This window comes from Streptomyces sp. NPDC057543, from assembly GCF_042801895.1.
Taxonomy (GTDB): Bacteria; Actinomycetota; Actinomycetes; order Streptomycetales; family Streptomycetaceae; genus Streptomyces.
In genome coordinates this window covers 1-25,333 of sequence record NZ_JBHVFF010000062.1, presented here as the reverse complement: position 1 = coordinate 25,333, position 25,333 = coordinate 1, and the positions used below count along the sequence as shown (strand labels likewise).

General features: G+C 69.8%; 27 protein-coding genes. 11 read left to right on the top strand and 16 right to left on the bottom strand.

Annotation, left to right across the window (positions count from 1 at the left end; all coding sequences use genetic code 11):
• Positions 1-18: 18 nt before the first annotated feature.
• Entirely contained in the window at positions 19-528 is a 510-nt protein-coding gene (locus ACFU8Q_RS13640; RefSeq protein ID WP_384452260.1) for an NUDIX hydrolase, read from the bottom strand.
• A 259-nt stretch (positions 529-787) separates the two neighbouring features.
• Between ACFU8Q_RS13640 and ACFU8Q_RS13635 the strand changes: the two genes are divergently transcribed.
• Positions 788-1,435, top strand: coding sequence for a class I SAM-dependent methyltransferase (locus ACFU8Q_RS13635; protein WP_384452224.1), 648 nt, complete (start codon positions 788-790; stop codon positions 1,433-1,435).
• 236 nt (positions 1,436-1,671) lie between these two features.
• Here the strand turns inward: ACFU8Q_RS13635 and ACFU8Q_RS13630 are convergent, their stop codons facing one another.
• Positions 1,672-2,535 (bottom strand): hypothetical protein, encoded by an 864-nt coding sequence (locus ACFU8Q_RS13630; protein WP_384452258.1) that lies wholly within the window; start codon positions 2,533-2,535, stop codon positions 1,672-1,674.
• A 127-nt stretch (positions 2,536-2,662) separates the two neighbouring features.
• Between ACFU8Q_RS13630 and ACFU8Q_RS13625 the strand changes: the two genes are divergently transcribed.
• Together ACFU8Q_RS13625 and ACFU8Q_RS13620 are read left to right on the top strand one after the other, a co-directional pair.
• Positions 2,663-2,938 (top strand): hypothetical protein, encoded by a 276-nt coding sequence (locus ACFU8Q_RS13625; RefSeq protein WP_384452222.1) that lies wholly within the window; start codon positions 2,663-2,665, stop codon positions 2,936-2,938.
• A gap of 7 nt (positions 2,939-2,945) precedes the next feature.
• Positions 2,946-4,136 carry a glutathionylspermidine synthase family protein gene (locus ACFU8Q_RS13620; protein WP_384452219.1) on the top strand — a complete coding sequence of 397 codons (1,191 nt, stop codon included), beginning with the start codon at positions 2,946-2,948 and terminating at the stop codon, positions 4,134-4,136.
• Between the two features lie 55 nt (positions 4,137-4,191).
• Here the strand turns inward: ACFU8Q_RS13620 and rocD are convergent, their stop codons facing one another.
• On the bottom strand, positions 4,192-5,397 hold the full coding sequence (gene rocD, locus ACFU8Q_RS13615) for an ornithine--oxo-acid transaminase (RefSeq protein WP_384452216.1): 1,206 nt from the start codon (positions 5,395-5,397) through the stop codon (positions 4,192-4,194).
• A gap of 220 nt (positions 5,398-5,617) precedes the next feature.
• On the opposite strand from rocD, the gene trpS reads away from it, so the two are divergent.
• Together trpS and ACFU8Q_RS13605 are read left to right on the top strand one after the other, a co-directional pair.
• On the top strand, positions 5,618-6,631 hold the full coding sequence (trpS, locus tag ACFU8Q_RS13610; RefSeq protein WP_384452213.1) for a tryptophan--tRNA ligase: 1,014 nt from the start codon (positions 5,618-5,620) through the stop codon (positions 6,629-6,631).
• Positions 6,632-6,791: 160 nt separating this feature from the next.
• A complete protein-coding gene (locus ACFU8Q_RS13605; protein ID WP_384452211.1) occupies positions 6,792-7,382 on the top strand; it encodes a 2'-5' RNA ligase family protein in 591 nt (196 codons plus the stop codon).
• A gap of 60 nt (positions 7,383-7,442) precedes the next feature.
• On the opposite strand, the gene ACFU8Q_RS13600 is transcribed toward ACFU8Q_RS13605, so the two are convergent.
• Positions 7,443-8,243: a decaprenylphospho-beta-D-erythro-pentofuranosid-2-ulose 2-reductase gene (locus tag ACFU8Q_RS13600; RefSeq protein ID WP_384452208.1), complete on the bottom strand. Its 801-nt coding sequence runs from the start codon at positions 8,241-8,243 to the stop codon at positions 7,443-7,445.
• 126 nt (positions 8,244-8,369) lie between these two features.
• Entirely contained in the window at positions 8,370-9,719 is a 1,350-nt protein-coding gene (locus ACFU8Q_RS13595) for an FAD-binding protein (RefSeq protein WP_384452206.1), read from the bottom strand.
• Between the two features lie 141 nt (positions 9,720-9,860).
• Between ACFU8Q_RS13595 and ACFU8Q_RS13590 the strand changes: the two genes are divergently transcribed.
• Positions 9,861-10,790 carry a YihY/virulence factor BrkB family protein gene (locus tag ACFU8Q_RS13590; RefSeq protein WP_384452203.1) on the top strand — a complete coding sequence of 310 codons (930 nt, stop codon included), beginning with the start codon at positions 9,861-9,863 and terminating at the stop codon, positions 10,788-10,790.
• Here the strand turns inward: ACFU8Q_RS13590 and ACFU8Q_RS13585 are convergent.
• On the bottom strand, positions 10,738-11,997 hold the full coding sequence (locus ACFU8Q_RS13585; protein WP_384452200.1) for a D-alanyl-D-alanine carboxypeptidase family protein: 1,260 nt from the start codon (positions 11,995-11,997) through the stop codon (positions 10,738-10,740). The genes ACFU8Q_RS13590 and ACFU8Q_RS13585 overlap by 53 nt on opposite strands.
• A 121-nt stretch (positions 11,998-12,118) precedes the next feature.
• Between ACFU8Q_RS13585 and ACFU8Q_RS13580 the strand changes: the two genes are divergently transcribed.
• From ACFU8Q_RS13580 to ACFU8Q_RS13570, 3 genes are all read left to right on the top strand, one after another.
• Positions 12,119-12,364: an SCO4848 family membrane protein gene (locus ACFU8Q_RS13580; RefSeq protein ID WP_384452198.1), complete on the top strand. Its 246-nt coding sequence runs from the start codon at positions 12,119-12,121 to the stop codon at positions 12,362-12,364.
• Between the two features lie 30 nt (positions 12,365-12,394).
• Positions 12,395-13,696, top strand: a complete 1,302-nt coding sequence (locus ACFU8Q_RS13575) for a metallophosphoesterase (protein ID WP_384452195.1) — start codon at positions 12,395-12,397, stop codon at positions 13,694-13,696.
• A gap of 188 nt (positions 13,697-13,884) precedes the next feature.
• Positions 13,885-15,441 carry an ABC transporter substrate-binding protein gene (locus ACFU8Q_RS13570; protein WP_384452254.1) on the top strand — a complete coding sequence of 519 codons (1,557 nt, stop codon included), beginning with the start codon at positions 13,885-13,887 and terminating at the stop codon, positions 15,439-15,441.
• A 52-nt stretch (positions 15,442-15,493) separates the two neighbouring features.
• Here the strand turns inward: ACFU8Q_RS13570 and ACFU8Q_RS13565 are convergent, their stop codons facing one another.
• The 10 genes from ACFU8Q_RS13565 to ACFU8Q_RS13520 all read right to left on the bottom strand — a co-directional run bounded on the left by ACFU8Q_RS13565 (position 15,494) and on the right by ACFU8Q_RS13520 (position 23,196).
• Complete coding sequence (locus ACFU8Q_RS13565) at positions 15,494-16,231, bottom strand: TetR family transcriptional regulator (protein WP_384452194.1); 738 nt, start codon at positions 16,229-16,231, stop codon at positions 15,494-15,496.
• A gap of 23 nt (positions 16,232-16,254) precedes the next feature.
• Complete coding sequence (locus ACFU8Q_RS13560) at positions 16,255-16,689, bottom strand: thiol-disulfide oxidoreductase DCC family protein (protein WP_384452191.1); 435 nt, start codon at positions 16,687-16,689, stop codon at positions 16,255-16,257.
• A 7-nt stretch (positions 16,690-16,696) separates the two neighbouring features.
• Positions 16,697-17,128: a hypothetical protein gene (locus ACFU8Q_RS13555; RefSeq protein ID WP_384452188.1), complete on the bottom strand. Its 432-nt coding sequence runs from the start codon at positions 17,126-17,128 to the stop codon at positions 16,697-16,699.
• A 314-nt stretch (positions 17,129-17,442) separates the two neighbouring features.
• Positions 17,443-18,255 (bottom strand): hypothetical protein, encoded by an 813-nt coding sequence (locus ACFU8Q_RS13550; protein ID WP_384452186.1) that lies wholly within the window; start codon positions 18,253-18,255, stop codon positions 17,443-17,445.
• Between the two features lie 13 nt (positions 18,256-18,268).
• Positions 18,269-18,862, bottom strand: coding sequence for a hypothetical protein (locus ACFU8Q_RS13545; RefSeq protein WP_384452183.1), 594 nt, complete (start codon positions 18,860-18,862; stop codon positions 18,269-18,271).
• A gap of 182 nt (positions 18,863-19,044) precedes the next feature.
• A complete protein-coding gene (locus ACFU8Q_RS13540) occupies positions 19,045-19,812 on the bottom strand; it encodes a succinate dehydrogenase iron-sulfur subunit (RefSeq protein ID WP_384452180.1) in 768 nt (255 codons plus the stop codon).
• Positions 19,812-21,566: a succinate dehydrogenase flavoprotein subunit gene (gene sdhA / locus ACFU8Q_RS13535; protein WP_384452178.1), complete on the bottom strand. Its 1,755-nt coding sequence runs from the start codon at positions 21,564-21,566 to the stop codon at positions 19,812-19,814. Before sdhA ends, ACFU8Q_RS13540 begins: the two co-directional genes overlap by 1 nt.
• A gap of 29 nt (positions 21,567-21,595) precedes the next feature.
• Positions 21,596-22,072: a succinate dehydrogenase hydrophobic membrane anchor subunit gene (locus ACFU8Q_RS13530; protein ID WP_384452176.1), complete on the bottom strand. Its 477-nt coding sequence runs from the start codon at positions 22,070-22,072 to the stop codon at positions 21,596-21,598.
• A 5-nt stretch (positions 22,073-22,077) separates the two neighbouring features.
• Positions 22,078-22,458, bottom strand: a complete 381-nt coding sequence (gene sdhC / locus ACFU8Q_RS13525; RefSeq protein WP_266913134.1) for a succinate dehydrogenase, cytochrome b556 subunit — start codon at positions 22,456-22,458, stop codon at positions 22,078-22,080.
• 207 nt (positions 22,459-22,665) lie between these two features.
• Entirely contained in the window at positions 22,666-23,196 is a 531-nt protein-coding gene (locus ACFU8Q_RS13520; RefSeq protein ID WP_384452251.1) for a 2-oxo-4-hydroxy-4-carboxy-5-ureidoimidazoline decarboxylase, read from the bottom strand.
• A gap of 387 nt (positions 23,197-23,583) precedes the next feature.
• Here ACFU8Q_RS13520 and ACFU8Q_RS13515 point away from each other — a divergent pair, with 387 nt between their 5' ends.
• Both ACFU8Q_RS13515 and ACFU8Q_RS13510 read left to right on the top strand, forming a co-directional pair.
• Complete coding sequence (locus ACFU8Q_RS13515) at positions 23,584-25,188, top strand: glycoside hydrolase family 20 protein (protein WP_384452172.1); 1,605 nt, start codon at positions 23,584-23,586, stop codon at positions 25,186-25,188.
• A gap of 8 nt (positions 25,189-25,196) precedes the next feature.
• Positions 25,197-25,333: DUF4328 domain-containing protein (locus tag ACFU8Q_RS13510; RefSeq protein WP_384452249.1), on the top strand; the 137-nt coding region annotated here is incomplete at its 3' end.

The following is a 25,333-nucleotide window of genomic DNA, read 5'->3' as shown; positions in this document are numbered from 1 at the left end:
GGTGATGGGTCGACGACCCTAATTCAAGGGTCGGTCCGCCCGGCTCGGGTTGCGGTACCGGTCGAATGCTTCGCGGGCGTCCGGTACGAACTCCTGCTGTCGCACAAGGGATTCGAGCTCCGTCCCGGTGAACCAGCTGTGCCAGGCGACTTCCTGGGCACTCGGCCGGACGGGCGTCGTGATGACGACCTCGTGCAGTCCCAGCCAATAGGGGCTGATCGCCCCCGCGCACAGGTATTTGAGTACGAAGCGCGGGGCGGCATGAACGCCCAGCTCCTCCGACAGTTCCCGGGCTGCTGCCTCCTCGTACGACTCACCGACATCAGCGGCACCGCCGAGCATCCAGTTGTACTGGCCCGGAAAGCGGGACGAATTGTCCGGGCGGCGGTGGACAAGGAACCGTCCGTCTTCGTCGCGGCACACAATCGTGGCGATGCGGTGCAACCAGCCCTGGCGAATCGCCTCGGCTCGGTCAACGACTCCCAGCACATGGTCCTGCTCGTCGACGCGGTCGACCAGTTCACCCATGGGGCACACGATGTCAGGGGTCGCTCGCGGCGCAGCCGGCGGGTACTGGCGCCGACTCACGCCGCCCTGTTCCCTGGCCTCCTGCAGACGGTCGATGAGGTTGGTGTGGATCTCCTCCAGGCGCGGCATTTGGGCGGGATCAACCCGAAGAAGGGGGCATCTGACGCGGGCTTCTGAGAACCAGCGACAGCCCGGGCGAACGGGCGCGAGGGGAGATCGTGATTCTCTCGGCTCGCTCCGGGGCACTAGTGTCGCGAACATGGTCGAACACGATGCCCTCGGTGCCACCCGCGAGGCTTACGACACTGCTGCCCCCACCTATGCCGAGCTGTTCCGCGACACGCTGCGTGACAGGCCGCTGGACCGCGCGATCCTGAGTGCCTTCGCCGAGGTTGCAGGTGCGAGTGGGGATGGTCAGGTCGCGGACCTGGGGTGTGGCCCTGGCCATATCACCGCTCATCTGGACGAGTTGGGGCTGGCGGTGTTCGGCGTTGATGCCTCTCCCGCGATGATCGAGTTGGCTCGACAAGCCTATCCGGGCCTGCGGTTCGACATGGGTTCGATGGCCGCGTTGAACATCGCTGACGGCGTGCTGGGCGGCGTACTCTCACGTTGGTCCATCATCCACACTCCGCCGGAGGAACTCCCCGTCATCTTGGCGGAGTTCCACCGCGTGCTGGCACCTGGCGGCCACCTCCTGGTCGGCTTTTCGGCAAGCGACGATTCGTCTCACCCGACGCAGGTCTTCGATCACGCAGTCGTGCCGGCCTATCGGTGGTGGCCTGATCACCTCGCCGCGATGCTGCGCACGTCCGGGTTGGCCGAGGTGGCCCGGATGGTTCGCGAGCCTCAGCCCACCGACCGACGGCAGTTCCAGGAGATTCAACTGCTCGCCCGTAAAGCTTAAGGGCTGTCCCGTAGGCAGGGGCCGCCTGACCGAACGGACCGACGCGGCCCTCGGTGCCGGGGCCTGGCCGGACATCGTTGCCGTGCTCAGGGGACCTCCACGGCGGAGGCTGACCGGCCACGCCGAGGTCGGGCAACAGCGCGGGTACGGAGGACGCGGGCACGTACCCCGTGGCCATCCAGGGGCGGTCCGCGCCGAGGACGGGGGCTGTGCAGCGCTTGCTGACTCCCCGGACATCACGGACTTTGCGGGACCGCCGGCCTGTCCGGTTCGGCGGCGTCCGCCGGGGCCTCGCCGAACCGGGCCAGGGCCAGCGCACCCGCCACCGCCACCACGAAACCGGCGATCGCCAGTCCGCCGAGGCTGGCACGCGTACGGTCTCCGAGCCAGATGACGCCCACCAGCGCCGGGCCGATCGTCTCGCCGATCACCATGCCGGCCGTCGCCGTCGTCACCGAACCGCGCTGCAGCGCCGAGGTGAGCAGCAGGAACGCCGAACCGCCGCCCAGCAGCAGCGCGTACACCGCGGGGTTGGCGAGCAGCGCCGTCGGGGACAGACCGTCGATCAGCCGGACGGCGACCTCCACCACCCCGAAACCGCACCCCGCGCCGAGCCCCAGGACGAGCGCCCGCGGCTTGTCCGGGAGGCGTCCGGCCCCCGCGCCGATCAGCAGAATGCCCAGCGAGATCCCCAGCATCCACCAGCTCAGGGCCGCCGGACCGGCCGAATGGCCCTCGCCGCCGGAGGCGAGCCCCAGCATGCCCAGGCCGGCGCAGACGACCCCGACCGCGGTCCACTCGACGCCGCTCAGCCGCACGCCGAGAAGCCGGGCGGCGACCACCGCCGTCACCGCGAGACTCGCCGCCAGGGCGGCGCCCACGACGTAGATCGGCAGGGACCGCAGGGCGATGATCTGGAGGACGAAACCGCAGCCGTCGAGGGCGAGTCCGGCTACGTACCGCCACTGGCGCAGCGCGCGCAGCAGCAGCGCGGGATCGACCCCCGCGCCCGACCCCGGCGCGGCGGCGGCTCGCGAGGCGACGGCCTGGAGGACGGAGGCCGTACCGAAGCAGACAGCGGCGCCGAGCGCGCAGATCATCCCGAGGAGCACATCAAGGACTCTACTTGCGGACGTTCGGTGGCCCCGCTTCCCGCCGAAACCATCAGGCCCTTAATCTGATAAGCAGCCGTACTGGCTTGATTCGTACGACGGGGGAGACGGAAACATGGCCACACGGAGGCTGAGGTCGAGCACGGTGGTGCTCGGGGGCATGGGGGTGCTCGCGGCGATGATCACCTCCTGCGGTTCGGAACCGGACAAGCGGTGTGTCGACCCGCTGACCCAGGACAAGCTGCCGAGCTACGAGTGCAAGAACGGCAGCGGCAAGGGCTCGTACTACTACGGCGGCAGCAGCAAGAACGGCAAGGTGCAGGGCGGCAGTTTCAACAAGTCCGCCGTCGACCGCGGCGGCTTCGGCTGCTCGGGCACCGGCGGCGGCTGAACCCGGCATGGAACGCCACACCACGCGGCCGCGTCCCGACTGGCAGCGGACGGTGGAGGAGCAGGGGCTCGTCTACCCGCTCACCCGCTACCCCGACGGGTCCCTGCGTCCGTACTGGGACGAGAGCGCGTATTACGTCTTCTCGCTGCCCGAGGTCGAGGCGCTGGAGGACGTCGTCGAGGAACTGCACACCATGTGCCTGGCCGCGGCCGCGCACATCGTGGAGCGGGAGCGCTTCGCCGAGCTCGGCGTCATCGACCCCCGACTGGCCGCGCTGATCGCCCAGTCCTGGCGACGCCGGGACGAACTGCCGTCCCTGTACGGCAGGTTCGACCTCCGCTACGACGGAACCGGCCCGGCGAAGATGCTGGAGTACAACGCCGACACCCCCACCTCCCTGGTGGAGGCCGCGAGCGCCCAGTGGTTCTGGATGGAGGACCGTTTCCCGGGCGCCGACCAGTGGAACTCCCTGCACGAACGTCTCGTCGCGGCGTGGCAGCGGCAGGCCGCCCTGCTGCCGCCGGGACCGCTGCACTTCGCGCACTCCGACGGGGACGAGCTGGGCGAGGACCTGATGACCGTCGCCTACCTGCGGGAGACCGCCGAACAGGCCGGCATCGACACGGAGGCGCTCTCCGTCGAGCAGATCGGCTGGGACCGGCTGGCCGGGCGGTTCGTGGACGAGCGGCTCCGCTTCATCCGCAGCTGCTTCAAGCTCTACCCGTGGGAATGGCTGGCGACCGACCGGTTCGGGCCGCACGTGCTGGACACCCTCGACAACGGCGGCGGCACCGGCACCACCTGCTGGATCGAGCCCGCCTGGAAGATGCTCCTCTCCAACAAGGCGCTCCTGGCGATTCTCTGGGAGCTCTACCCCGGCCACCCGAATCTGCTCCCCGCCTACCTCGACGGTCCGCGCGAACTCGCGGCGACGGGGGAGGGTGCGGGCTATGTCGCCAAGCCGCTGCTCGGCCGGGAGGGCGCCGGTGTCACGATCCATGAGCCGGGAAGCCCCGTCGTGCTGCGGGACGAGCCGTGTTGTTATCAGGAACTGGCGGCGCTGCCGGACTTCGACGGCAACCGGGTGGTGCTCGGGGCGTGGGTCGTCCAGGACGAGGCGGCCGGGCTCGGCATCCGGGAATCGGCGGGGCTGGTCACGGACGAGTACGCCCGCTTCCTGCCCCACGTCATCCTCTAGATCCCGGCCCGGCGGCCCGGCTGGGGATCCCGGCCCGGCGGCCCGGTCGCCGGGCTCAGCCGCGCAGGACGTCGCGGAGCTGCTCCAGCCCCCAGTCCAGGTCCTCCTTGCTGATCACCAGCGGCGGGGCGATCCGGATCGTCGAGCCATGGGTGTCCTTGACCAGCACCCGCCGGTCCATCAGCTTCTCGGAGATCTCCCGGCCGGTGCCGTGGCTCGGCGCGATGTCGACGCCCGCCCACAGCCCGCGTCCCCGTACCTCCGTCACCGCGCCCCCGCTCAGCAGCAGCCCCAGCTCCTGGTGGAGGTGTTCGCCCAGCTCGGTCGCCCGCTGCTGGAATTCGCCGGTACGGAGCATCGCGATGACCTCCAGCGCGACCGCGCACGCGAGGGGATTGCCGCCGAACGTCGAACCGTGCTCGCCGGGCCGGTACACCCCGAGCACGTCCTGTGAGGAGACGACGGCCGACACCGGCACCACACCACCGCCCAGCGCCTTGCCGAGCACATACATGTCCGGCACGACACCCTCGTGCTCACAGGCGAAGGTCTTCCCGGTCCGGCCCAGGCCCGACTGGATCTCGTCCGCGATGAACAGCACGTTCCGCTCGCGGGTGAGCTCGCGCACCCGGGGGAGATAGCCGGGCGGCGGCACCAGCACCCCCGCCTCGCCCTGGATCGGCTCCAGCAGCACCGCCACGGTGTTCTCTGTCATCGCCTCCGCGAGCGCGGTCAGATCCCCGTACGGCACGATCTGGAACCCGGGCGTGTACGGGCCGAAGTCCTCCCGCGCCTCCGGGTCCGTGGAGAAGCTGATGATCGTCGTCGTCCGGCCGTGGAAGTTGTTCGAGGCGACGATGATCTTCGCCATGCCGTCCGGGACGCCCTTCACCCGGTAGCCCCACTTGCGGGCGGTCTTCACGGCGGTCTCCACGGCCTCCGCGCCGGTGTTCATCGGCAGCACCGTCTCCATGCCGCACAGCTCGGCGAGCTGCGTACAGAAATCGGCGAACCGGTCGTGATAGAAGGCGCGCGAGGTGAGGGTCACCCGCTCCAGCTGGGCCCTGGCCGCGTCGAGCAGGCGCCGGTTGCCGTGACCGAAATTGAGCGCCGAATATCCGGCGAGCATGTCGAGATAGCGCCGGCCCTCGACATCGGTCATCCAGGCTCCGTCCGCCGAGGCGACGACGACGGGCAGCGGATGGTAGTTGTGTGCGCTGTGCGCCTCGGCGGAGGCGATGGCAGTTTCCGTGGTCGACACGGGATCTCCGTTCGTCGTGCGGCGTGGGCAGGGGATGGTGCCCACTTTGTATCGTCGGTCGGAACCCTGGCGAGGAAACCTTCACATCACGGCGCGCCCGTCCACCGCCGGTACGGCTCCGGCCGCCGCGGGTACGGCTCCGCCGGCCCTCCCCACCTCTCGGGCATCCCTTCCCCACCGGCTGCCGGAGATCGGTTCCGTACCTGAGACAATGGGTCCCATGGCCTCTGAACGCCCCCGCGTGCTCTCCGGAATCCAGCCCACCGCAGGCTCGTTCCACCTCGGCAACTACCTCGGTGCGGTCCGCCAGTGGGTGGCGCTGCAGGAATCCCACGACGCCTTCTACATGGTCGTGGACCTGCATGCGATCACCATTCCGCAGGCCCCCGAGGAGTTGCGCGCGAACACCCGGCTCGCCGTCGCCCAGCTCCTCGCCGCCGGTCTCGACCCGGAGCGCTGCACGCTCTTCGTCCAGAGCCATGTTCCCGAGCACGCCCAGCTCGGCTGGGTGATGAACTGCCTCACCGGCTTCGGCGAGGCGTCCCGGATGACGCAGTTCAAGGACAAGTCCGCCAAGCAGGGCGCCGACCGCACCACCGTCGGTCTGTTCACGTACCCGATGCTGATGGTGGCCGACATCCTGCTGTACCAGGCCGATCAGGTCCCGGTCGGCGAGGACCAGCGCCAGCACCTGGAGCTGACCCGCAACCTTGCCGAGCGGTTCAACGGCAGCTACGGCGACACGTTCACCGTGCCGGACCCGTACATCCTCAAGGAGACGGCGAAGATCTACGACCTTCAGGATCCGTCGGCGAAGATGAGCAAGTCGGCGGCCACCCCGAAGGGCCTGATCAACCTTCTCGACGAGCCGAAGGCCACCGCCAAGAAGGTGAAGAGCGCGGTCACCGACACCGACACGGTCATCCGCTTCGACCGGACCGAGAAGCCCGGCGTCAGCAACCTGCTGACCATCTACTCCACGCTCACGGGCACCGGTATCACGGATCTGGAGCAGAAGTACGAGGGCAAGGGCTACGGTGCGCTCAAGACCGACCTCGCCGAGGTCGTGGTCGAGTTCGTCACACCGTTCCGCACCCGCACCCAGGAATACCTGGACGACCCGGAGACCCTGGACTCGATCCTGGCCAAGGGCGCGGAGAAGGCCCGCTCCGTCGCGGCCGAGACCCTGGCCCGGACGTACGACCGGATGGGCTTTCTGCCCGCGAAGCACTGAGTCCAAGGACCCTGGCGGTTTCGCGGTCGCAGGCGTCACACTGGCGACGGGAAGTTGATCCGACAGATGGCCGAAAAAGGGCCATCGATCATCGAGGACCATCGGCCCCCGGACCATCGACCACCGGGGACCATCGACATCGAGGATTGAGGAGAACGACGTGGGGACCGTAACGCTCGGCGTTTCGATCGCGGTCCCGGAGCCCTACGGCAGCCTGCTCCAGGAGCGGCGCGCGAGCTTCGGGGATCCTGCCGCGTACGGCATTCCCACCCACGTCACGCTCCTTCCGCCGACCGAGGCCGCGGCGGCCGACCTGCCCGCGATCGAGGCGCATCTCGCCCAGATCGCGACGGGCGGCCGCCCCTTCCCGATGCGGCTGTCCGGCACGGGGACCTTCCGACCCCTTTCGCCGGTCGTCTTCGTCCAGGTCGTCGAAGGGGCCTCGGCCTGCATGTGGCTGCAGAAGCGGGTCAGGGACACCTCCGGGCCGCTGATGCGCGAGCTCCAGTTCCCGTACCACCCGCACGTCACCGTGGCGCACGACATCCCCGAGCAGGCGATGGACCGGGCGTACGAGGAGCTCGCCGACTACGAGGCCGCCTGGACCTGCGGCTCCTTCGCGCTGTACGAGCAGGGCCGGGACAGCGTCTGGCGCAAGATCAACGAGTTCCCGTTCCGTGCCGGGGACGACGCGCCTGCTGTGCCCGCGCAGGGCGGCTCCTCCGTGGACGAGCCCTCTCTGCAGCCCTGAGCGGTCCCTTCCGCTCCTTGGGCACCCTCGCTTTCTCCGCGAGCCCCGGTGGCCGCCCGCTCAGACCGGCAGCCGCCGGAACAGCGGGCGCGGCACGTGCCGCAGTGCCGACATCACCACCCTCAGTGACCCCGGCGCCCACACCGTCTCCGAACGCCGCCGCAGCCCCGTCACGATCGCCGCCGCGACCTCGTCGGGGGTCGTGACGAGGGGCGACGCCTCCAGCGGCGCGGCGGCGAACCGTGCCGCGGTGAGCCGCAGCGTCGCGGGGCGGACCGCGGTTCTCGGTCGTACGACTCCGGGACGTACGACCATCACATGCACCCCCGTGCCCCGCAGCGCGTCCCCCAGGCCCTGCGTGAACGCGTCCAGGCCCGCCTTGCTGGAGCCGTAGATGAAGTCGGCCCGGCGGACGCGTTCGCCGGCCACCGAGGACAGCACCACCAGCGAGCCGTGCCCCTGCGCCTGGAGCGCGCCGGCGCACACCAGCCCGGCGGAGACGGCCCCCGTGTAGTTGGTCTGCGCGACCCGGACCGCGGAGAGCGGCTCCTCCTCGTCACGCTCCTGGTCGCCCGCGATACCGAAGGCGAGGAGCACCATGTCGATGTCGCCCTCGGTGAAGATCTTGCCGAGAGCGGTCTCGTGGGACGCGGAGTCGAGGGCGTCGAAGTCGACCGTACGGACATCGGCGCCCCGGGCGCTCAGCTCGGCGGCGGCCGAATCGAGGGCGGGGGAGGGGCGGCCGGCCAGCCAGACCGTACGGGTCCGGCGGGCGATCAGCCGGCGCGCGGTGGCGAGCGCGATCCGAGACGTGCCACCGAGAACGAGCAGGGACTGCGGGGCACCGAAGGCGTCCTTCACGGGAACGCTCCTTGCAGACGAGGGGAACAGGGCGGACGAGGGGAACAGGAGGGCGGAAGACAGGAGAAGGCGGCAGCGGCCGCAGCGGTCGCAGCCGGCATGGTGATCACAGCGCCGGAGCCGCCGTCACAGCGCCAAGCGGCGTGACAGGTCCGAGCGGAACGCCCCGTTCGGGTCCAACTCGGCGCGCAGCGACCGGAATTCGGCCAGCCGCGGATACATCGCGGCCAGCATCTGGGGCCGCAGCCGGGAGTCCTTCGCCAGGCAGACCCGGCCCCCGGCCCCCGCCACCTCCTCGTCCAGCGAGTCCAGGAACCCGGCCAGGCCGGGCAGCGCGGCGGGCAGGCCGAGCGCGAGCGTCCAGCCGGGCATCGGGAACGACAGCCAGCCGGGGTCCCCCGCGCCGAACCGCTTGAGGACGGCGAGGAACGACGGGCAGCGCCGCTGCGAGAGCCGGCGAACGATCCGGCGCAGCGCCTCCTCCTGACCGTGCCCGACGACGAACTGGTACCGCACGAATCCGGCTCGGCCGTGGATCCGGTTCCAGTGCGGCAGGCCGTCCAGGGGGTGGAAGAACGTGGACAGCCTCTGGAGTTCGCCGATGCGGTACGTGGGAGCGCTGCGGTACCGGAACTCGTTGAAGAGGGCGACGGACGTGCGGCCGAGCAGCCCCTCCGGTACGAGGGCGGGCGCCGCGGGCAGCTGACCCGGGCGGAACGCGAGCGGTGCGCGCCGGGCGCGCAGCGGGAGCGCGTACCGGGGTAGGTGCTCCCCCCGGGTGAGGACGGAGCGCCCCGTGGCCCGGCCGCGGGCGAGGAGATCGACCCAGGCGGCCGAGTAGCGGTAGCGGTGGTCCCCGGCGGAGAGCCTGGCCAGCAGGTCGTCCAGGTCGACGGCCCGTTCGGTGTCGACCGACATCCATGAACTGGTGACGCGGTGGAGCCGCAGCGTGGCCGAGAGGATCACGCCCGTCAGGCCCAGCCCGCCCGTGGTCGCGTCGAAGAGGTCGGTGCCGGGCCGGACCGTCTGGATCTCGCCGTCGGCGGTCAGCAGCTCCAGCTCCTGGACGTGCCGCGAGAAGGAGCCGGAGAAGTGGTGGTTGCGGCCGTGGACATCGGCGCCGATCGCGCCGCCCACGGTGACCTGGCGGGTGGCCGGCGTGACGGGGACGAACCAGCCGAGCGGCAGTAGCACTTCCATCAGCCGGTGCAGGCTGACCCCGGCGTCGCAGACCGCCAGGCCGGCCCCGGCGTCGATGGTGCGGATCCGGTTCAGCGCGGTCATGTCGAGGACGGAGCCGCCCGCGTTCTGCGCGGCGTCGCCGTGGGCCCGGCCGAGACCCCGGGCGATGGAGCCGCGGGGCCCGCAGCCGCGTACCGTCGCCGCCGCCTCCTCGTAGGTACGGGGGCGAAAGCGCAGGGCGGTCGTCGGAGCGGTACGGCCCCAGCCGGTCAGGGACACGGTGTCGACAGACATGACGGTGACCGTATCGCCCGAGAAAACCCTTTCGAGGGATTTGTTACAACACTCACCGGTATGGGTTACTGAGGGGGTGTCAGCCCGTACGGCGATGAACGGACCGCCGGTTTTCCACGCCCGGGAGGGTAGTCGTACGTCATGGACTGGCTGAAAAACCTCCCTGTCATCGGGCCGATCGTCTCCCGGCTGATGGCGACGCACGCCTGGCGCTCGTACGAGGCGCTCGAACGGGTCCACTGGGCCAGGCTCGCCGCCGCGATCACTTTCATCAGCTTCCTGGCGCTCTTCCCGCTGATCGCGGTCGGCGCGGCGATCGGTGCCGCACTGCTCTCCACCGAGCAGCTCCACACCATCGAGAACAAGCTCACCGAGCAGGTGCCGGGCATCTCCGAGCAGCTCGGCATCGGCGATCTGGTGGCCCACGCGGGCACGGTCGGGGGAGTCGCCGGTGCGCTGCTGCTCCTCACCGGCGTCGGCTGGATCGGAGCGATGCGGGGCTGTCTGCGCGCCGTGTGGGGCATGGACGACGTGGACCAGGGCAATCCCGTCATCCGTAAGCTCAAGGACGTCGGGCTGCTGCTCGGTCTCGGCGGGGCGGCGCTCGCGACGCTGGCCATCTCCTCGGCCGGCTCCGTAGCCGTCGGCCGGACCGCCGGTCTGCTGGGCATCTCCGACCACGGTGCGGGCGGTGTGGTGCTGCAGGTGGCCGCCCTGGTCGTGGCGGCCCTCGCCGATTTCCTGCTGCTGCTCTACCTGCTGACGCTGCTGCCCGGCGTCGAGCCCCCGCGGCGCAGGCTGCTGGTCGCCGGGGTGATCGGCGCGATCGGCTTCGAACTGCTCAAGCTGCTGCTCGGCGGCTACATGAAGGGTGTCGCGGCGAAGAGCATGTACGGCGCCTTCGGCGTGCCGGTCGCACTGCTGCTGTGGATCAACCTCACCTCGAAGCTGCTGCTGTTCTGCGCCGCCTGGACGGCGACGCGGAGCAGCGAGGACAGCGGGAAGGGCGCGGCGACCGTCAGCGACGAGGGAGGCGGCGCACCAGGTCCGGCAGCGGCCAGCGCCGGTTGACCAGGAACACCGCTCCGGCCAGCAGCACCAGGACGCCCCCGGCGATCCCCAGCGCGATCCCGATGCCGCCGCCCCCGCCGGTCGCGGCGGCGGCCTTGGCGGCGGGTGAGGAGCCGTCGCTGCCACCGCTCTTCCCGTTCGCCGCCGGCCCCTTCCCCTGCCCGGTGTCCGTCTCGGTACTGGCGGACCTCGGCGGCACCAGCTCGCCCACCGGGGTCACCTTGCCGCTCGCGTCGAAGCCCCAGTCGAGGAGGTCGGCGGCCTCCTTGTAGACGGCGTGCGGCTCTTTGGACGAGGGGTTCATGACGGTGACGAGCAGCACCTTTCCGTCGCGTTCGGCGACGCCCGTGAAGGTGTTGCCGGCCTGGGTGGTGTAGCCGTTCTTGACGCCCGCGATGCCCTTGTACGGGGCAACACCGTCCGCGCCGGTGAGCAGCCGGTTGGTGTTCTGGATCCCGAAGCTCTGACGCTTGCCGTTCTTCTTCTCCGCGCCGGGGAACTGCGCCTCGGCCGTCGAGCAGTACTCCCGGAAGTCCGCCTTCTGCAGGCCGCTGCGGGCGAACAGCGTCAGGTCGTACGCGCTGGAGACCTGGCCGGGGGCGTCGTACCCGTCGGGCGACACCACCTTCGTGTCGAGCGCCTGCAACTCCTGCGCGTGCGCCTTCATGTCGGCGACGGTCTTCGGGACGCCGCCGTACATCGCGGACAGCACGTGCACCGCGTCATTGCCCGAACGCAGGAACACCCCGAGCCACAGGTCGTGGACCGTGTAGCTGAGGTGCTCCTTGACGCCGACCAGGCTGCTGCCCTCGCCGAGATCCGCGAGGTCCTCGTCCTGCACCGTGTACGTCCGGGTCTTCGGCTGCAGCGCGGGCATCACGGTGTCCGCGAAGAGCATCTTCAGGGTGGAGGCGGGAGGCAGCCGCCAGTGCGGGTTGTGCGAGGCGAGCACCTGGCCGTTCTCCGCGTCCGCGACGATCCAGGACCTGCCCGTGAGCTTCTCGGGCAGTACCGGGGCGCCGGGGCCCAGCTTCACCTGCGTGCCGGTCCGGCCCAGTAGTTCGCCACCGACCTGGGACATGTCGGCGGGCGGTTTCGGCTGGTTGTCGGAGGTGTCCTTGCCGACCGCCGACGCCGGGCCGACGACAAAAGTGGACAACAAGGCGGCAGAGGTGATCGTAAAAGCGATCTTTTTCAGAGCGGGCACGGTCGGAAACGTACAGGGCGAAGGTGTGGATGGGGATACGGACGGCTTGACCCGCCGTGCGAGCCGCCGGGACAGCCCACCCCGGGCGAGGCCGCCGGAGCGCGGGCGGGATACTGGAACCATGAAGCTCAGCCGCCCGGTCTCCTGGTTCCTGCTCGCGTTCGGGGTGTGGAGCTGGTTCATCTGGGTCACCTTCGTCAAGAACCTGTGGAAGGACGGCAGCGGACTCGCCTTTGACGACGCGGGTGACCCGACTGCGTACTTCTGGGTGCATCTGCTGCTCGCCATCACGTCCTTTCTCCTGGGGACGGCCGTCGGTGTGATCGGGTTCCGTGGCGTCAGGGCTCTGCGCCGAGAACGTGCCTGACAGGCCGCACGACAGGCAGAGGAGTCGTACATGGCAGTGGCCGGTCTCGCGCTGACGGCGGTCGTGGTGCTCGCCCTGCTCGTCGGCGTGCACCGCTATCTGTGGCGCCGCTTCGTCGGCGACACGACGGCCGCGGGCAGTGCCCTGCGCGGAGCCGGCACGGTGGCCGCGTACCTCCTGCCGCTGCTGAGCGTCGGCGCCCTGGTTTCCGGCCGTACGGGTGCGCCCTTCTGGCTCCAGCGGGTGCTGGCCTGGCCGGGCTATCTGTGGCTGGCCGCGCTGCTGTACCTGACGCTGGCTCTGCTGGTGGGTGAGGCGGTACGGCCGATTCTGCGCCGGGTTCTCGCGAAGCGCGCAAATGGGCCGGACGGGGCGCATCGGCCTTCCGTGGCGGAAGCGCCCGAATCGGCAGTCGTGACTGCGGCCGTCGGCAGTGAGCCCGCCGCCGTTCCCGCCGCCGACACCCTCGTCGCTGTCACCGCCGCCCCGGAGCACCGCCCCGCCGCACCCACGCGCCGGCTGTTCGTCGCGCGGGCCGTCGGGGGCGCCGCCGCCGTCGCCGGGCTCGGCACGGTCGGCTACGGCACGTACGGCGTACTGCGCGGGCCGCGGGTCAAGCGGATCACCGTGCCGCTCGCCAAGCTGCCCCGCTCCGCGCACGGCTTCCGGATCGCCGTCGTCAGCGACATCCATCTCGGCCCGATCCTCGGCAGCGCCCACACCCGGCGGATCGTCGACACGATCAACCGGACCCAGCCGGACCTGGTCGCCGTCGTGGGAGATCTCGTCGACGGAAGCGTCGCCGACCTCGGCCCGGCCGCGGAGCCACTCGCGCGGTTGAGCGCCCGCCACGGCAGCTTCTTCGTCACCGGTAATCACGAGTATTACTCCGGTGCTGCTCAATGGGTTGATCATGTACGGGAATTGGGACTCCATCCCTTGGAGAATGCCCGGGTCGAGATCGCCGGATTCGATCTTGCGGGTGTCAACGATGTCGCCGGGGAGAGCGAGGGGCAGGGGCCCGATTTCGACCGCGCGCTCGGTGACCGGGACCGTGCCCGTGCCGCCGTCCTCCTCGCCCACCAGCCCGTCGTCATCGATGACGCCGTCGCCCACGGCGTCGACCTCCAGCTCTCCGGCCACACCCACGGCGGCCAGCTCTGGCCGGGCAACCTGGTGGCCGAGCTGGCCAATCCCACGGTCGCCGGCCTCGACCGCTACGGCGACACCCAGCTCTACGTCTCGCGCGGCGCGGGCGCCTGGGGCCCGCCGGTACGGGTCGGCGCACCCTCCGACATCACCGTCGTGGAGCTCGCCTCCCGGCAGGCCTGACGCTCCGTCGATGGCCGGTTACGGACCCTGTGGATGGACTCAAGGTTTCAAGTGCCGAACGAAAGGCTATGAGTCTCTGATTTGCTCTTCCAGATGTGAAAATCGTGTGATTGGCTGAGCGCGAGCATGCGGTGATGTGCGTATCTGAGCGCAACACCGAGGTGGGGCTGGTAAGGGAGAGCACGTCAATGCGGTCGATCCGAATACGGATTCTCGCGATTCTCGCGGTTTTGGTCATCGCAGGCGTCGGCGCCTGGCAGTTGCTTCCCTCGGGCGAGGTGAACAAGGACCCGATCGCGGTCGGTACGACCGACGAAGTCACCTCGCTCGACCCGGCGGGTGCGTACGACGCCGGTTCCTGGGCGATGTACAGCAATGTCTACCAGTCCCTCATGACGTTCAAGTCCGGGGCGACCGTTCCCGAGCTCGACGCCGCCGAGAGCTGTGGGTTCATCGGCCAGAAGCTCCAGACGTACCAGTGCAAGCTGCGTGACGACCTGTCCTTCTCCAACGGCCGGAAGATCACCGCCGCCGATGTCAAGTTCTCCATCGAACGCATGGTCAGGATCAAGACAGATGTCGGTCCGTGGGTGCTGTTCCCGAGCCTCAAGAACGTGGTGACCGAGGGCCGGACCATCACCTTCAACCTGTCCAAGCGTGACGCGACCTTCCCGCAGAAGCTCGCCACGGGTGCCGGTTCGATCGTCGACCGCGAGTCGTACCCGGCGGACAAGCTCCGGTCCGGGAACAGCGTCGACGGCTCGGGGCCGTACATCCTGAAGTCGTACCAGCCCGGCGGACTCGCCGAGTTCGTCCCCAACCCCCTGTACAAGGGTGCGCTGACGAAGACCGGCGTTCCGGTCACCGTGCACTACTACAAGGAGTCGGACGCGCTGCTGGCGGCCTGGAAGTCCGGACAGGTCGATGTGACGCACCGCCAGCTGCCGCCGGCCACACTCGCCGAGCTGAACCCGGGCGATCCCGATCTGCGCGTCACCGAGGCGGACAGTGCCGAGATCCGCAACCTCGTCTTCAACGTCCGCGCCGGCTCCCCGTTCGCCGACAAGAAGGTCCGGCAGGCCATCGCCTCGATCATCGACCGCGGACCCCTGGTGACCGACATCTACAAGGGCACGGTCGAACCGCTCTACTCGCTGATCCCGCAGGGCTACATCGGGCACAGCACACCGTTCTTCGACGCCTACCCCGCGCCCGACCTCGCGCGCGCCAAGAAGCTGATGCAGGAGGCCGGCGTCCAGACGCCGCTGCACTTCACCTACGGCTACCGCGGCGGCGACGAGACGTACGCGAAGGAGACCGCGGAGCTGCGCCGCCAGCTGGAGGCGTCCGGACTGTTCAAGGTCTCGGTCAAGGCCGTCGACTGGAAGCAGTTCCAGAAGGATTACGCGGCCGGCAAGTACGACGCGTACACCGTCGGCTGGCTCCCCGACTACCCGGACCCCGACACCTTCAGCCAGCCGCTGGTCGGCCGCGACAGCAGCCTCCACAACGGCTACTCCAGCAAGAAGATCGACGCCCTGATCGCCGCCACGCTGCAGTACAGCGACCGAGGCCGTACCTCGGCGGACTACAAGGAGCTTCAGGCGCTCGTCGGTGAGGACGTGCCGCTGGTGCCGCTGTGGCAGAAGAAGGACTACGTCCTCAGCACGACCGATGTCTCCGGTTCGCAGTACCTCTCGGACGGCACCGGCCTCTGGCGGCTGTGGGAGCTGAGGCGGCTCTGACGGGCCCGCCGGGCCGGACCCGGCGCCCGTCGGGTCCGGAAGGGCCGTCGGGTCAGGCGCCCGTCTGGTCCGGTGCCTCACGGGCCGGGCGCTTCGCGGCGCCGGGCAGGAACTCCTCCAGCACCTCGTGAATCTGACGCACCAGCGGCCGCAGCACCCGGAACCGGGAGAGCGCGATGGCGCGGGCACCGATCGGGGCGGCGCGCTCGACCAGGCGGCGGCTGCGTTCGGTGCGCTCGGTCCGGTCGTACACCCAGAACAGCACCAGGCCCATCTGTATCAGCCACATCAGCTGCGGTAGCAGCTCGGCCAGTTCGGGGTCGGTTTTGGTGTCGGAGCCGGCCAGGCACCGCCGGTGGATGGAGATCGCCGCCTCGCGGGCCGCGACCGATTCCGCCGAGAACGGGCTGAGCGGGCTCTCCGGATCGGCGGCGTTCTTGAAGAACTGGGCGGCGAAGCGGTGGTACGGCTCCGCCACGTCCAGCCACGTGAGCAGGACCCCGCGCATCCGCACCGCGAGGTCCTTGTCGCCGTCCAGGACCGGCTGCACCGCCGCTTCGTGTTCGGCGGCGAGCCGGTCGTAGAAGCCCTGGACGAGATGTTCCTTGTTCGTGAAGTAGTAGTAGGCGTTCCCGACGGAGACGCCGGCCTCCTGGGCGATCGCCCGCATCGTCGTCTTGTCGTAGCCGCGTTCCTGGAAGAGCCGGAGCGCGGTTTCGAGGATGAGTGTGCGGGTCTGCTCGCTCTTGGGAGCCTTGACTTCCTTCACGTCCTTCGCTTCCTTCACCACAGCCCCGAGGGTATCCGCCCCGGTCAGTCGCCGGCTCCGGGGACTGCACAGGCGCCGTCCCCGTCCCCGTCACCGCACGGCGCCGCGGTCAGCGAGCGGTACTTCGCGGCGGCGAGCACGGTCGCCCGGGCGAACGGACGGCCCGCCGGGGTGGTCAGCCAGTGGGACCTGGGCCGGTGTTCGGCCAGCGCCCAGAGGCAGACGATCCACGCGTCGGTCCCGCGGTAGATCTGCCCCCCGTCGCCGATCACCGTGATCTCCTCCAGCGTCCCGGCGTGGTCGAGCCCGGGGAAGCGGCGGCGCGCCTCCTCGGAGGCGGCCGGGACGAGGTCGAGCGGGACGAGCTGACGCTGCTTCAGCAGCCACTGGCGCAGGTGGACGCAGAGCGAGCACTGCGCGTCGTACAGCACCGTGAGCCGTTCGACGGACAGCCGCTGCCCGCCGGTTCCGATCGCCATGGCGGGCTCAGGCCTTGGCGGCGGGTGCGGCCCACGGACCGTTGCCCGGCCCCGTCCAGCCCTGCGGCGGCACCGGCGGGGTCTGCTCGCGCTCCATCAGACCGCGGCGGCGGATCTTGTTGAGCACGTAGACGTTGCCGAGATGCAGCACGCCGAGGACGAGCAGGACCACGCCGAGCTTCACCGAGAGCGCCTCGAAGAGCCCGCGGGCGTCGGTGACTCCGTTGTCGTTCCTCAGGTAGAGGGTGACGAAGCCGAGGTTGACCAGGTAGAAGCCGACCACCAGCAGGTGGTTGACGGCGTCGGCGAGCTTTTCGTTCCCGTGCAGCACATCGGCGAGGAACACCCTGCCGTTGCGGCTGAGCGTGCGCGCGACCCAGACGGTGAGCGCCACGCTGATGAGTAGGTAGATGACGTACGCGACAACAGTGAGGTCCATGCCCCACCCTCCCTTGAACGCGTTCAAAAGCTGTTGTCATGGACTGTAGACCCGTCTTTGAACATGTTCAAGTCACTACCTCGGTGGCCTGTTCGTCTGCTTGTCGGGTGTGTCGAAGTGCCGTACGCCGGGCACCGCCGCCGTCGCGGGGCAGGCCGCGCCAGGGCATGGCCGAGCGGCATCGCGCCGAGGGAGAGCAATGGGGCGTACGAGGTCACGCGGACGCACGCGCGCTGCTCAACGACATGCTTCGCCGCATCATGGTGGCCGCCGAGGACCGGGGCGGCGCCGAGTGGGACCGAGGTGCCGGGCGCTCAGCCCGTTTCGCGCCCTTCACCGGTCTCGTCCTCCGGGTGCCTGGCCACGTGATCGGCCAGCTCCGTCCGGAGTTCGTCCAGATCCATCGACCGTACGCGGCCGAGCGCCTCGTCCCACCGCTCGGCCGCCCGCTCCACCGAGGACCGGAAGCCGCGCCGCAGCGGCACGCCCGCGAGCAGCAGCGCGAACGCGGCGACCGGCCGGAGCAGCCACCGGCCGTGCACGGTCAGCGTGACATCGACGTACCACCGGCCCGCCTCCGCCGGCCGCGGCCTCAGATGCAGCCGCGCGACGCCCAGCCGGTGCTTCAGTCGCACCACCGCAGGGGCGCGCGCCACCGCGGGCGCCCCCGGCGCGAGCGCGGCAGCCGCCCACCAGGCGGCCAGGTCGAGCGTCGCCCGCCCCGACAGGCGGCGCAGTGAACCCGACCCCTCCGGGCCCCGCAACCGCCCCTCCATCTCCAGCGACACGGGGCGCTCGGGGGTGCGCAGCCGCACGTCCAGCCGCGCGCTGAGCTCCGGTGACCACATCATCTGCTCCACGGCGAGCGCACCGGTGCGCCGCCACTCCCGTATCACCGTCGCTTCCAGTCCCTCGGTGTCGGTGCCGAGGGGCTCGTAACGGGCACCCGGTGCGAGATGGCGGCCCTTGACCAGGCTCAGGCCGTACAGAGCCCGCCCGTCGGGCAGCACGATGTCCTGGCCCCGGACCCGGGTGGACTCGACGAGGTCGCAGACCAGCCCGGCGTACGCGTGGAGCAGGTCTCGATCCAGCGCGGCGACCGTGACGGTGTGCTGGAGACGGGACATCTCTGCTGGTCCGTCAGATGCTCATCGAACGGGCCGTGTTGATCTGGGCCATCACCATCTGGAAGGTCTCCGGGCCGGTCGCCGGGATCATCGTCGAGTGGTGCCTGCCCCCGCTGGTCACCGAGACCTGGATGAAGCCGGTCGTCTTCTTCTCCTTCATCAGAAGGAAGAGCAGACCGATCAGGCAGAGCAGCGCGAAGATGATCGCGAGCACGATCGCGACCGTCGGGATCTTCTCCTCGGTGCGCGACATGTCCGTGGCCGTCCACACCGCGCCCTTGAGCGGCATCGTGCCGGCCGGTGTCACGATCTGGTCGTTCATGACGGTGATGTCACCGAACGCCAGCATCGGCGCGCCTGCGCCGGGCGGCAGGCCCGGCTGCTGCGGGTAGCCGTAACCCGGCATGGTCGGCTGCCCCGCCTGCTCCGGGGGATAGCCGTATCCGGGCTGGGCCGCCGGACCGGGCTGCTGCGGGTAGCCGTAGGCCCCGGTGCCCGGGCCGGGCTGTCCTTGCGCCTGGCCGTCCGCGACGGTGGGCGGATGGCCAGGCTGCTGGGGAGGCCCCCACTTGTATGAGTCGTCCGCGTACGGATTCGGATCGCTCAACGTTCCCCGCTCTCGATCAAAACCTGTGCGCCCCGGGCCTTGCTGCGCCGGGGGTGGCGAACCGGTGTCCGGTTCCGCATGACCGTACCGTCAAGTCCCGGACGGCGCAGCAAGAGGCCCCGCTTCCCGCACGGTTCGTGCGGAAAACGGGGCCCCGGATGCGACTGGTGCGCCCGTGGCGGTCAGAAGCGGCGCGTGATCAGCGCCCGCTTGACCTCCTGGATCGCCTTGGTGACCTCGATGCCACGCGGGCAGGCGTCCGTGCAGTTGAAGGTGGTGCGGCAACGCCACACGCCGTCACGGTCGTTGAGGATCTCGAGGCGCTGCTCGCCGCCCTCGTCGCGCGAGTCGAAGATGAAGCGGTGCGCGTTGACGATCGCCGCCGGGCCGAAGTACTGGCCGTCGTTCCAGAACACCGGGCACGAGGACGTGCACGCGGCGCACAGGATGCACTTGGTGGTGTCGTCGAAGCGCTCGCGGTCCTCGGCGGACTGCAGACGCTCACGGGTCGGCTCGTTCCCCTTGGTGATGAGGAAGGGCATGACATCGCGGTAGGCCTGGAAGAACGGGTCCATGTCGACCACGAGGTCCTTGAGGACCGTGAGGCCCTTGATGGCCTCGACCGTGATCGGCTTCTCCGGGCTCAGGTCCTTGATCAGCGTCTTGCAGGCGAGCCTGTTCTTGCCGTTGATCCGCATCGCGTCGGAGCCGCAGATGCCGTGCGCGCAGGAGCGCCGGAAGGTCAGGGTGCCGTCCAGCTCCCACTTGATCTTGTGAAGGGCGTCGAGAACACGCTCCTTCGGGTCGATCGAGACCTGGAAGTCCTGCCACTGGGCCTCGTCGGAGACCTCGGGGTTGAACCGGCGGATCCGGAAGGTGGCCGTGATGTACGGGGAGTCGGCGAAGCCCGCCTCGGCCTGGCCGGCCTTTTCCATCGTCGGGGTAGCCATCAGTACTTACGCTCCATCGGCTGGTAGCGGGTCTGGACGACCGGCTTGTAGTCGAGCCGGATCGACTCGGTGCCGTCGGCCGCGACCTCGCGGTACGCCATGGTGTGGCGCATGAAGTTGACGTCGTCGCGGTTCGGGTAGTCCTCGCGGTAGTGACCACCGCGGGACTCCTTGCGGGCCAGCGCGGAGGTCGCCATGACCTCGGCCAGGTCGAGCAGGTTGCCCAGCTCGATGGCCTCCAGGAGGTCCGTGTTGAACCGCTTGCCCTTGTCCTGGATGGACACGTCGAGGTAGCGCTTGCGCAGCTCGGCGATCTTGTCGACGGCCGTCTTGATGGTCTGCTCGGTGCGGAACACCATCACATTGGCGTCCATGCACTCCTGCAGTTCCTGACGGATCGTGGCGACCCGCTCGGTGCCCGTCGAGTTGCGCAGCCGCTCGATCTGCTGCTCGACCATCTGCGCCGGGTTCTCGGGAAGCTCGACGAAGTCGTTCTTCGCGGAGTACTCGGCGGCGCCGATGCCCGAGCGGCGTCCGAAGACGTTGATGTCGAGCAGCGAGTTCGTGCCCAGTCGGTTGGCACCGTGCACGGAGACGCACGCGACCTCACCGGCGGCGTACAGGCCCGGGACGACGGTGGTGTTGTCGGCCAGCACCTCGCCCTCGACGTTGGTCGGGATGCCGCCCATGGCGTAGTGCGCGGTCGGCTGGATCGGGATCGGGTCCGTGTAGGGCTCGATGCCGAGGTACGTACGCGCGAACTCGGTGATGTCCGGGAGCTTGGCGTCGAGCTGCTCCGGCGGCAGGTGCGTGAGGTCGAGGTAGACGTGGTCGCCCTCGGGACCGCAGCCGCGGCCCTCACGGATCTCCGTGTAGATGGAGCGGGACACGACGTCACGGGACGCGAGGTCCTTCATGACGGGCGCGTACTTCTCCATGAAGCGCTCGCCGTCCTTGTTGCGGAGGATGCCGCCCTCACCGCGGGCGCCCTCCGTCAGCAGGATGCCCATGCGCCAGATGCCCGTCGGGTGGAACTGGAAGAACTCCATGTCCTCCAGCGGCAGGCCGCGGCGCCAGGCGGCGGCCTGGCCGTCGCCGGTCAGGGTGTGCGCGTTCGACGTCACCTTGAAGAACTTGCCGGTGCCGCCGGAGGCGAAGATGATCGCCTTCGCCTGGAAGACGTGGATCTCGCCGGTGGCCAGCTCGTACGCGACGACGCCGGCGGACTTCTTGACTCCGTCGACCTCCTGGAGCAGGAGGTCCAGGACGTAGAACTCGTTGAAGAACTCCACACCCTCCTTGACGCAGTTCTGGTACAGCGTCTGGAGGATCATGTGGCCGGTGCGGTCCGAGGCGTAGCAGGACCGGCGGACCGGGGCCTCGCCGTGGTTACGGCTGTGGCCGCCGAAGCGACGCTGGTCGATCTTGCCCTCGGGCGTGCGGTTGAACGGCAGGCCCATCTTCTCCAGGTCGAGAACGGAGTCGATGGCCTCCTTCGCCAGGATCTCGGCGGCGTCCTGGTCGACCAGGTAGTCGCCGCCCTTGATCGTGTCGAAGGTGTGCCACTCCCAGTTGTCCTCCTCCACGTTGGCGAGCGCGGCGGCCATGCCGCCCTGCGCGGCGCCCGTGTGGGAGCGGGTGGGGTAGAGCTTCGTGAGCACGGCGGTACGGCTGCGCTTCGTGGACTCGATGGCCGCGCGCATACCGGCGCCGCCGGCGCCGACGATGACGGTGTCGTACTTGTGGATCTGCATGATTTCCTCTGGTCCCTCTGGCCCGGCGCCTAGCGGATGTTCGGGTCGAAGGTGAAGATCACCAGCGTGCCCAGCAGGACGGTGAACACCGTGGCGGTGTACAGCAGCATCTTCAGCCAGAAGCGGGTGTTGTCCCGTTCGGCGTAGTCGTTGATGACCGTACGGAGGCCGTTGGCGCCGTGCAGCATGGCCAGCCACAGCATCGCCAGGTCCCAGAGCTGCCAGAACGGCGAGGCCCAGCGGCCCGCCACGAAGGCGAAGCCGATCTTGGAGACGCCGCCGTCCAGCACGAGCTGGATCAGCAGGTGGCCCAGGACCAGGACGACCAGGACGATGCCCGACAGGCGCATGAAGAGCCAGGCGTACATCTCGAAATTGGTGCGCGAACCCTTGGGGGTCTTGCCGGTCCGCGTGCGCGGCGGCTCGATGACCGGGGCCGGGTTCTCGACGTCGTAGAGGGAGACGCCCTCGACGGAGCCGATCGTGGCGGAGGACTCGGTGGACATTGGCCTCAGCTCCCGAAGACTGCGCGTACGGCGTGGCCGAGGACGGGGTACAGGGCCCCGACCATCAGCACGATCCAGATGCCCACGACGGACCAGAGCATCTGCTTCTGGTAGCGCGGGCCCTTGGCCCAGAAGTCCACGGCGACGATGCGAAGACCGTTCAGCGCGTGGAAGAGAATGGCGGCCACGAGGCCGTATTCGAGGAGCGCGACGATCGGCGTCTTGTACGTGGCCACGACGTCGTCGTATGCCTCGGGGGAGACGCGGACGAGAGCGGTGTCCAGGACGTGTACGAACAGGAAGAAGAAAATGAGGACACCGGTGACTCGATGAGCCACCCAGGACCACATGCCTTCCCGGCCGCGGTACAGCGTTCCAGCCGGCACGGAAGAACCCTCCGGGAGCGGGGATTGGGGCCGGCCGGCTTGACTGTCGGTCTGACCCGGCCGGGTACGGTCCACCGGCCCCGGCCATCGTAGCGACGCTTTGTCGGTTCGTTCGCGCGGGGGCCTCTGGTGTGATCAAAGCGGCAATCAAACTGCCACGGACGGGCTATAGCGGACCGGTGAACACGGCTGACCGGCCCCGTTCCGTTATGAACCCGATATCAGCTCGATGATGCGGCCCCGGGCGAGTCGCCGCATCTCCTCCGCGGTGACCACCCGCTCCTGGTCGGGGTCGTGGCTCAGCCTGGCCCGGATTCCGGCGAGCACCTGGTCCGGCTGTTCGGCGGGCTCGAAGCCGTCCAGGCAGATCACGAAGACATGGCCGAAGCGGCACTCGTACGCGGCGTGCGCGGCCCGCAGCGCGAGATGGGCGGAGTGCGGCGCGGCGTGGTGCAGTCCGGGGGAGACCTCGGCGGCGAGCGCCTCGGCGAGATCCGCCGGGGGCAGGTCGTAGCCCGCCTCGTCGGCGGCGGCCAGCAGTGCGTCGAGGTCCGGGTACGGGCGGTGGGCGGCCAGCCGCGCGGCCCAGCGGCGGCTGCCGGAGCACTTCAGCAGGGCGGCCTTCGCCTCGGCGGTCGGCGCGGTGTTGAAGCGGTCGAGGCCCGGGTGGACGGCCGGGCCCTGCGCCGGTCCGGACGTCTGGACGGGTACGGCCGTCCGGGTGGCCGGTTGCCTCAGTCGCTTCGGGAGGTCGGCGTGGGACTCGCTGGACCTGGACAGCGTGGGGCTCCTCGAATCAGCGGCATCGGTGAGCCTGGCGTCCGGAGTGGGGCGGGACGGGTGAGCCCAGGCTGATGCAGGGTGAAGGGAGAGTTACGGAAGGAAGTGGGAGTTGCGGAGTGGAAGAAGTGTTGCAGGGTGAAGGGGAGACGAATGTGCCTCAAAGCTAGCGAGGTCGGGCAACGGCCGTCCGTCGGATACGCGAACTTCACCCGGACGGGAGAGTTTCGGAACGTCTGAGGGGCCGCGAGCCGAGGAGAATGCCCGACTGGCCCTCTATGTCTGGTTATTTTCTGCTCTGTTTTCTTCTGCCCCACCTTCCCCCACACCGGAGGTTTCTGACCGATGTCGCCCTCACGCGGCAGTCTCGTGGCCGGTGCGGTCCTCACCGCGGCGGCCGCCGCGACGATCGCCGTCGTCGTCTGGTCGGAAAGTTCCGACAACGGACCCGCGGGGGAGTCGGGGTCCCGCACCCCCTCGGGCTCCTCGGCCGCCCCCTCGCCGACCCGGAGCTACCCGCTCTCCACCCCGCCCCGCACCATCCCCGCCGTACGCGAACACATCGCCGCCCGCGGCCCCGGCTGGCGGCCCGGCCCGGCCGCCGGGGTCGTCATCGCACCCGGCAGCGGGACGCTCGCGGACGAGGGGCAGCTGCTCGCCCAGGAGCTGAAGATCCACTACCGGGGTGACGTCGCCGCCCGCGCGGGCGACGTGGAGCTGGCCCTCACCCCGGGCAAGGGCACCCCCGAGTCGTACACCCTCAGGACCCACGACGGACGGGTCACGATCAGTGGACCCGACCAGGCCGGTGTCTTCTACGGGACCCGCACCCTGAAACAGTCCGTGCGCGCCGACGGCGCCATGCCCGAGGGCGAGGTGCGCGACCGCCCCGACCGGCCGCAGCGCGGCCTCAACCTCGACATCGCGCGCAAGTTCTACAGCGTCGCCTGGATCGAGGACCGGCTGCGCGAGATGGCCGACCTCAAGCTCAACCAGCTCGGCCTGCACTTCTCCGACGACCTGGCGTTCCGCATCCAGTCCGACACCCACCCCGAGGTGGTGTCGCCGCAGCACCTCACCAAGGCGCAGGTGCGGCAGATCCTCGGCCTCGCGGGCCGGCTGCACATCGAGGTCGTCCCCGAGCTCGACTCCCCCGGCCATCTGGGCGCGGTCCTGCGGGCCCACCCGGACCTCCAGCTGCGCAACGTGTCGGGTGTGCGCTCGCCCGGATCGCTCGACATCTCCAACCCGGGAGCGGCGAAGCTCATCGACGAACTCCTCGGCGAGTTCACCGAGCTGTTCGGCGGCCGCTACTGGCATCTCGGCGCCGACGAATACCTCGCGCTGATGGCCCGGGACCCGGCCGCCTCGTACCCGCAGCTGCAACGCGCCGCCCAGCAGAAGTACGGGCCGCGGGCCGGCATCAAGGACCTCGCCACCGGCTGGCTCAACGACCGTGCGGCGGTGGTGCGTCCGCACGGCAAGCAACCCAAGGCGTGGAACGACGGCTTCTTCCGCGACGGAGTCGTCCACGCCGACAAGGACATCGAGGTCGAGTACTGGACGGGCAAGGAGTACGGTGCCCGGCCGCCGGAGGAGTATCTGCGCGAGGGGCGGCGCGTGGTGAACCTCAACGACGAGTTCCTCTATTACGTACTGGGCCAGCCCAACAACTTCCTCTACCCCACGGGCAAGCGGATCTACGAACAGTGGACCCCGCTCGTCCTGCGCGGCACCCGGCCCGTCCCGGCGGGCTACTCCGGCCAGATCCTCGGCGGCCGGTTCGCGGTCTGGGGCGACCTCCCGAACGCGCAGACCCCGGCGCAGGTGGCACAAGGCATCCGGATGCCGCTGCGGGCGACCAGCCAGAAGCTGTGGGACCCGCGGAAGCCGGAGCTGAGCTGGGACCAGTTCCGGGCGCTGGCCGCGCGGATCGACGGGGCGGGCTGAGCGGGCCGATGTCGCCCGGCTGGTCGGTCGGCGCCTGGTTCGTCCCGGTCGCCGGCCTCGTCCTGCCGCGCCGGATCGCGGGCGGCATCTGGACCGCGAGCGCCCAGACCAACCCCGACGGCAGCAGACCCACGCCCCCCACCAC

What these genes read in the sequence shown, in the direction of transcription:
- ACFU8Q_RS13625 (WP_384452222.1), top strand. Translation starts at nt 2,663, where the DNA reads ATGGCCACACGGAGGCTGAGGTCGAGCACGGTGGTGCTCGGGGGCATG.
- ACFU8Q_RS13630 (WP_384452258.1), bottom strand. Translation starts at nt 2,535, where the DNA reads ATGATCTGCGCGCTCGGCGCCGCTGTCTGCTTCGGTACGGCCTCCGTC.
- ACFU8Q_RS13595 (WP_384452206.1), bottom strand. Translation starts at nt 9,719, where the DNA reads ATGTCTGTCGACACCGTGTCCCTGACCGGCTGGGGCCGTACCGCTCCG.
- ACFU8Q_RS13555 (WP_384452188.1), bottom strand. Translation starts at nt 17,128, where the DNA reads ATGGACCTCACTGTTGTCGCGTACGTCATCTACCTACTCATCAGCGTG.
- ACFU8Q_RS13575 (WP_384452195.1), top strand. Translation starts at nt 12,395, where the DNA reads ATGGCAGTGGCCGGTCTCGCGCTGACGGCGGTCGTGGTGCTCGCCCTG.
- ACFU8Q_RS13590 (WP_384452203.1), top strand. Translation starts at nt 9,861, where the DNA reads ATGGACTGGCTGAAAAACCTCCCTGTCATCGGGCCGATCGTCTCCCGG.
- ACFU8Q_RS13550 (WP_384452186.1), bottom strand. Translation starts at nt 18,255, where the DNA reads ATGTCCCGTCTCCAGCACACCGTCACGGTCGCCGCGCTGGATCGAGAC.
- trpS (WP_384452213.1), top strand. Translation starts at nt 5,618, where the DNA reads ATGGCCTCTGAACGCCCCCGCGTGCTCTCCGGAATCCAGCCCACCGCA.
- ACFU8Q_RS13580 (WP_384452198.1), top strand. Translation starts at nt 12,119, where the DNA reads ATGAAGCTCAGCCGCCCGGTCTCCTGGTTCCTGCTCGCGTTCGGGGTG.
- ACFU8Q_RS13530 (WP_384452176.1), bottom strand. Translation starts at nt 22,072, where the DNA reads ATGTCCACCGAGTCCTCCGCCACGATCGGCTCCGTCGAGGGCGTCTCC.
- ACFU8Q_RS13620 (WP_384452219.1), top strand. Translation starts at nt 2,946, where the DNA reads ATGGAACGCCACACCACGCGGCCGCGTCCCGACTGGCAGCGGACGGTG.
- ACFU8Q_RS13560 (WP_384452191.1), bottom strand. Translation starts at nt 16,689, where the DNA reads ATGGCGATCGGAACCGGCGGGCAGCGGCTGTCCGTCGAACGGCTCACG.
- ACFU8Q_RS13635 (WP_384452224.1), top strand. Translation starts at nt 788, where the DNA reads ATGGTCGAACACGATGCCCTCGGTGCCACCCGCGAGGCTTACGACACT.
- sdhA (WP_384452178.1), bottom strand. Translation starts at nt 21,566, where the DNA reads ATGCAGATCCACAAGTACGACACCGTCATCGTCGGCGCCGGCGGCGCC.
- ACFU8Q_RS13515 (WP_384452172.1), top strand. Translation starts at nt 23,584, where the DNA reads ATGTCGCCCTCACGCGGCAGTCTCGTGGCCGGTGCGGTCCTCACCGCG.
- ACFU8Q_RS13640 (WP_384452260.1), bottom strand. Translation starts at nt 528, where the DNA reads ATGGGTGAACTGGTCGACCGCGTCGACGAGCAGGACCATGTGCTGGGA.
- ACFU8Q_RS13540 (WP_384452180.1), bottom strand. Translation starts at nt 19,812, where the DNA reads ATGGCTACCCCGACGATGGAAAAGGCCGGCCAGGCCGAGGCGGGCTTC.
- ACFU8Q_RS13570 (WP_384452254.1), top strand. Translation starts at nt 13,885, where the DNA reads ATGCGGTCGATCCGAATACGGATTCTCGCGATTCTCGCGGTTTTGGTC.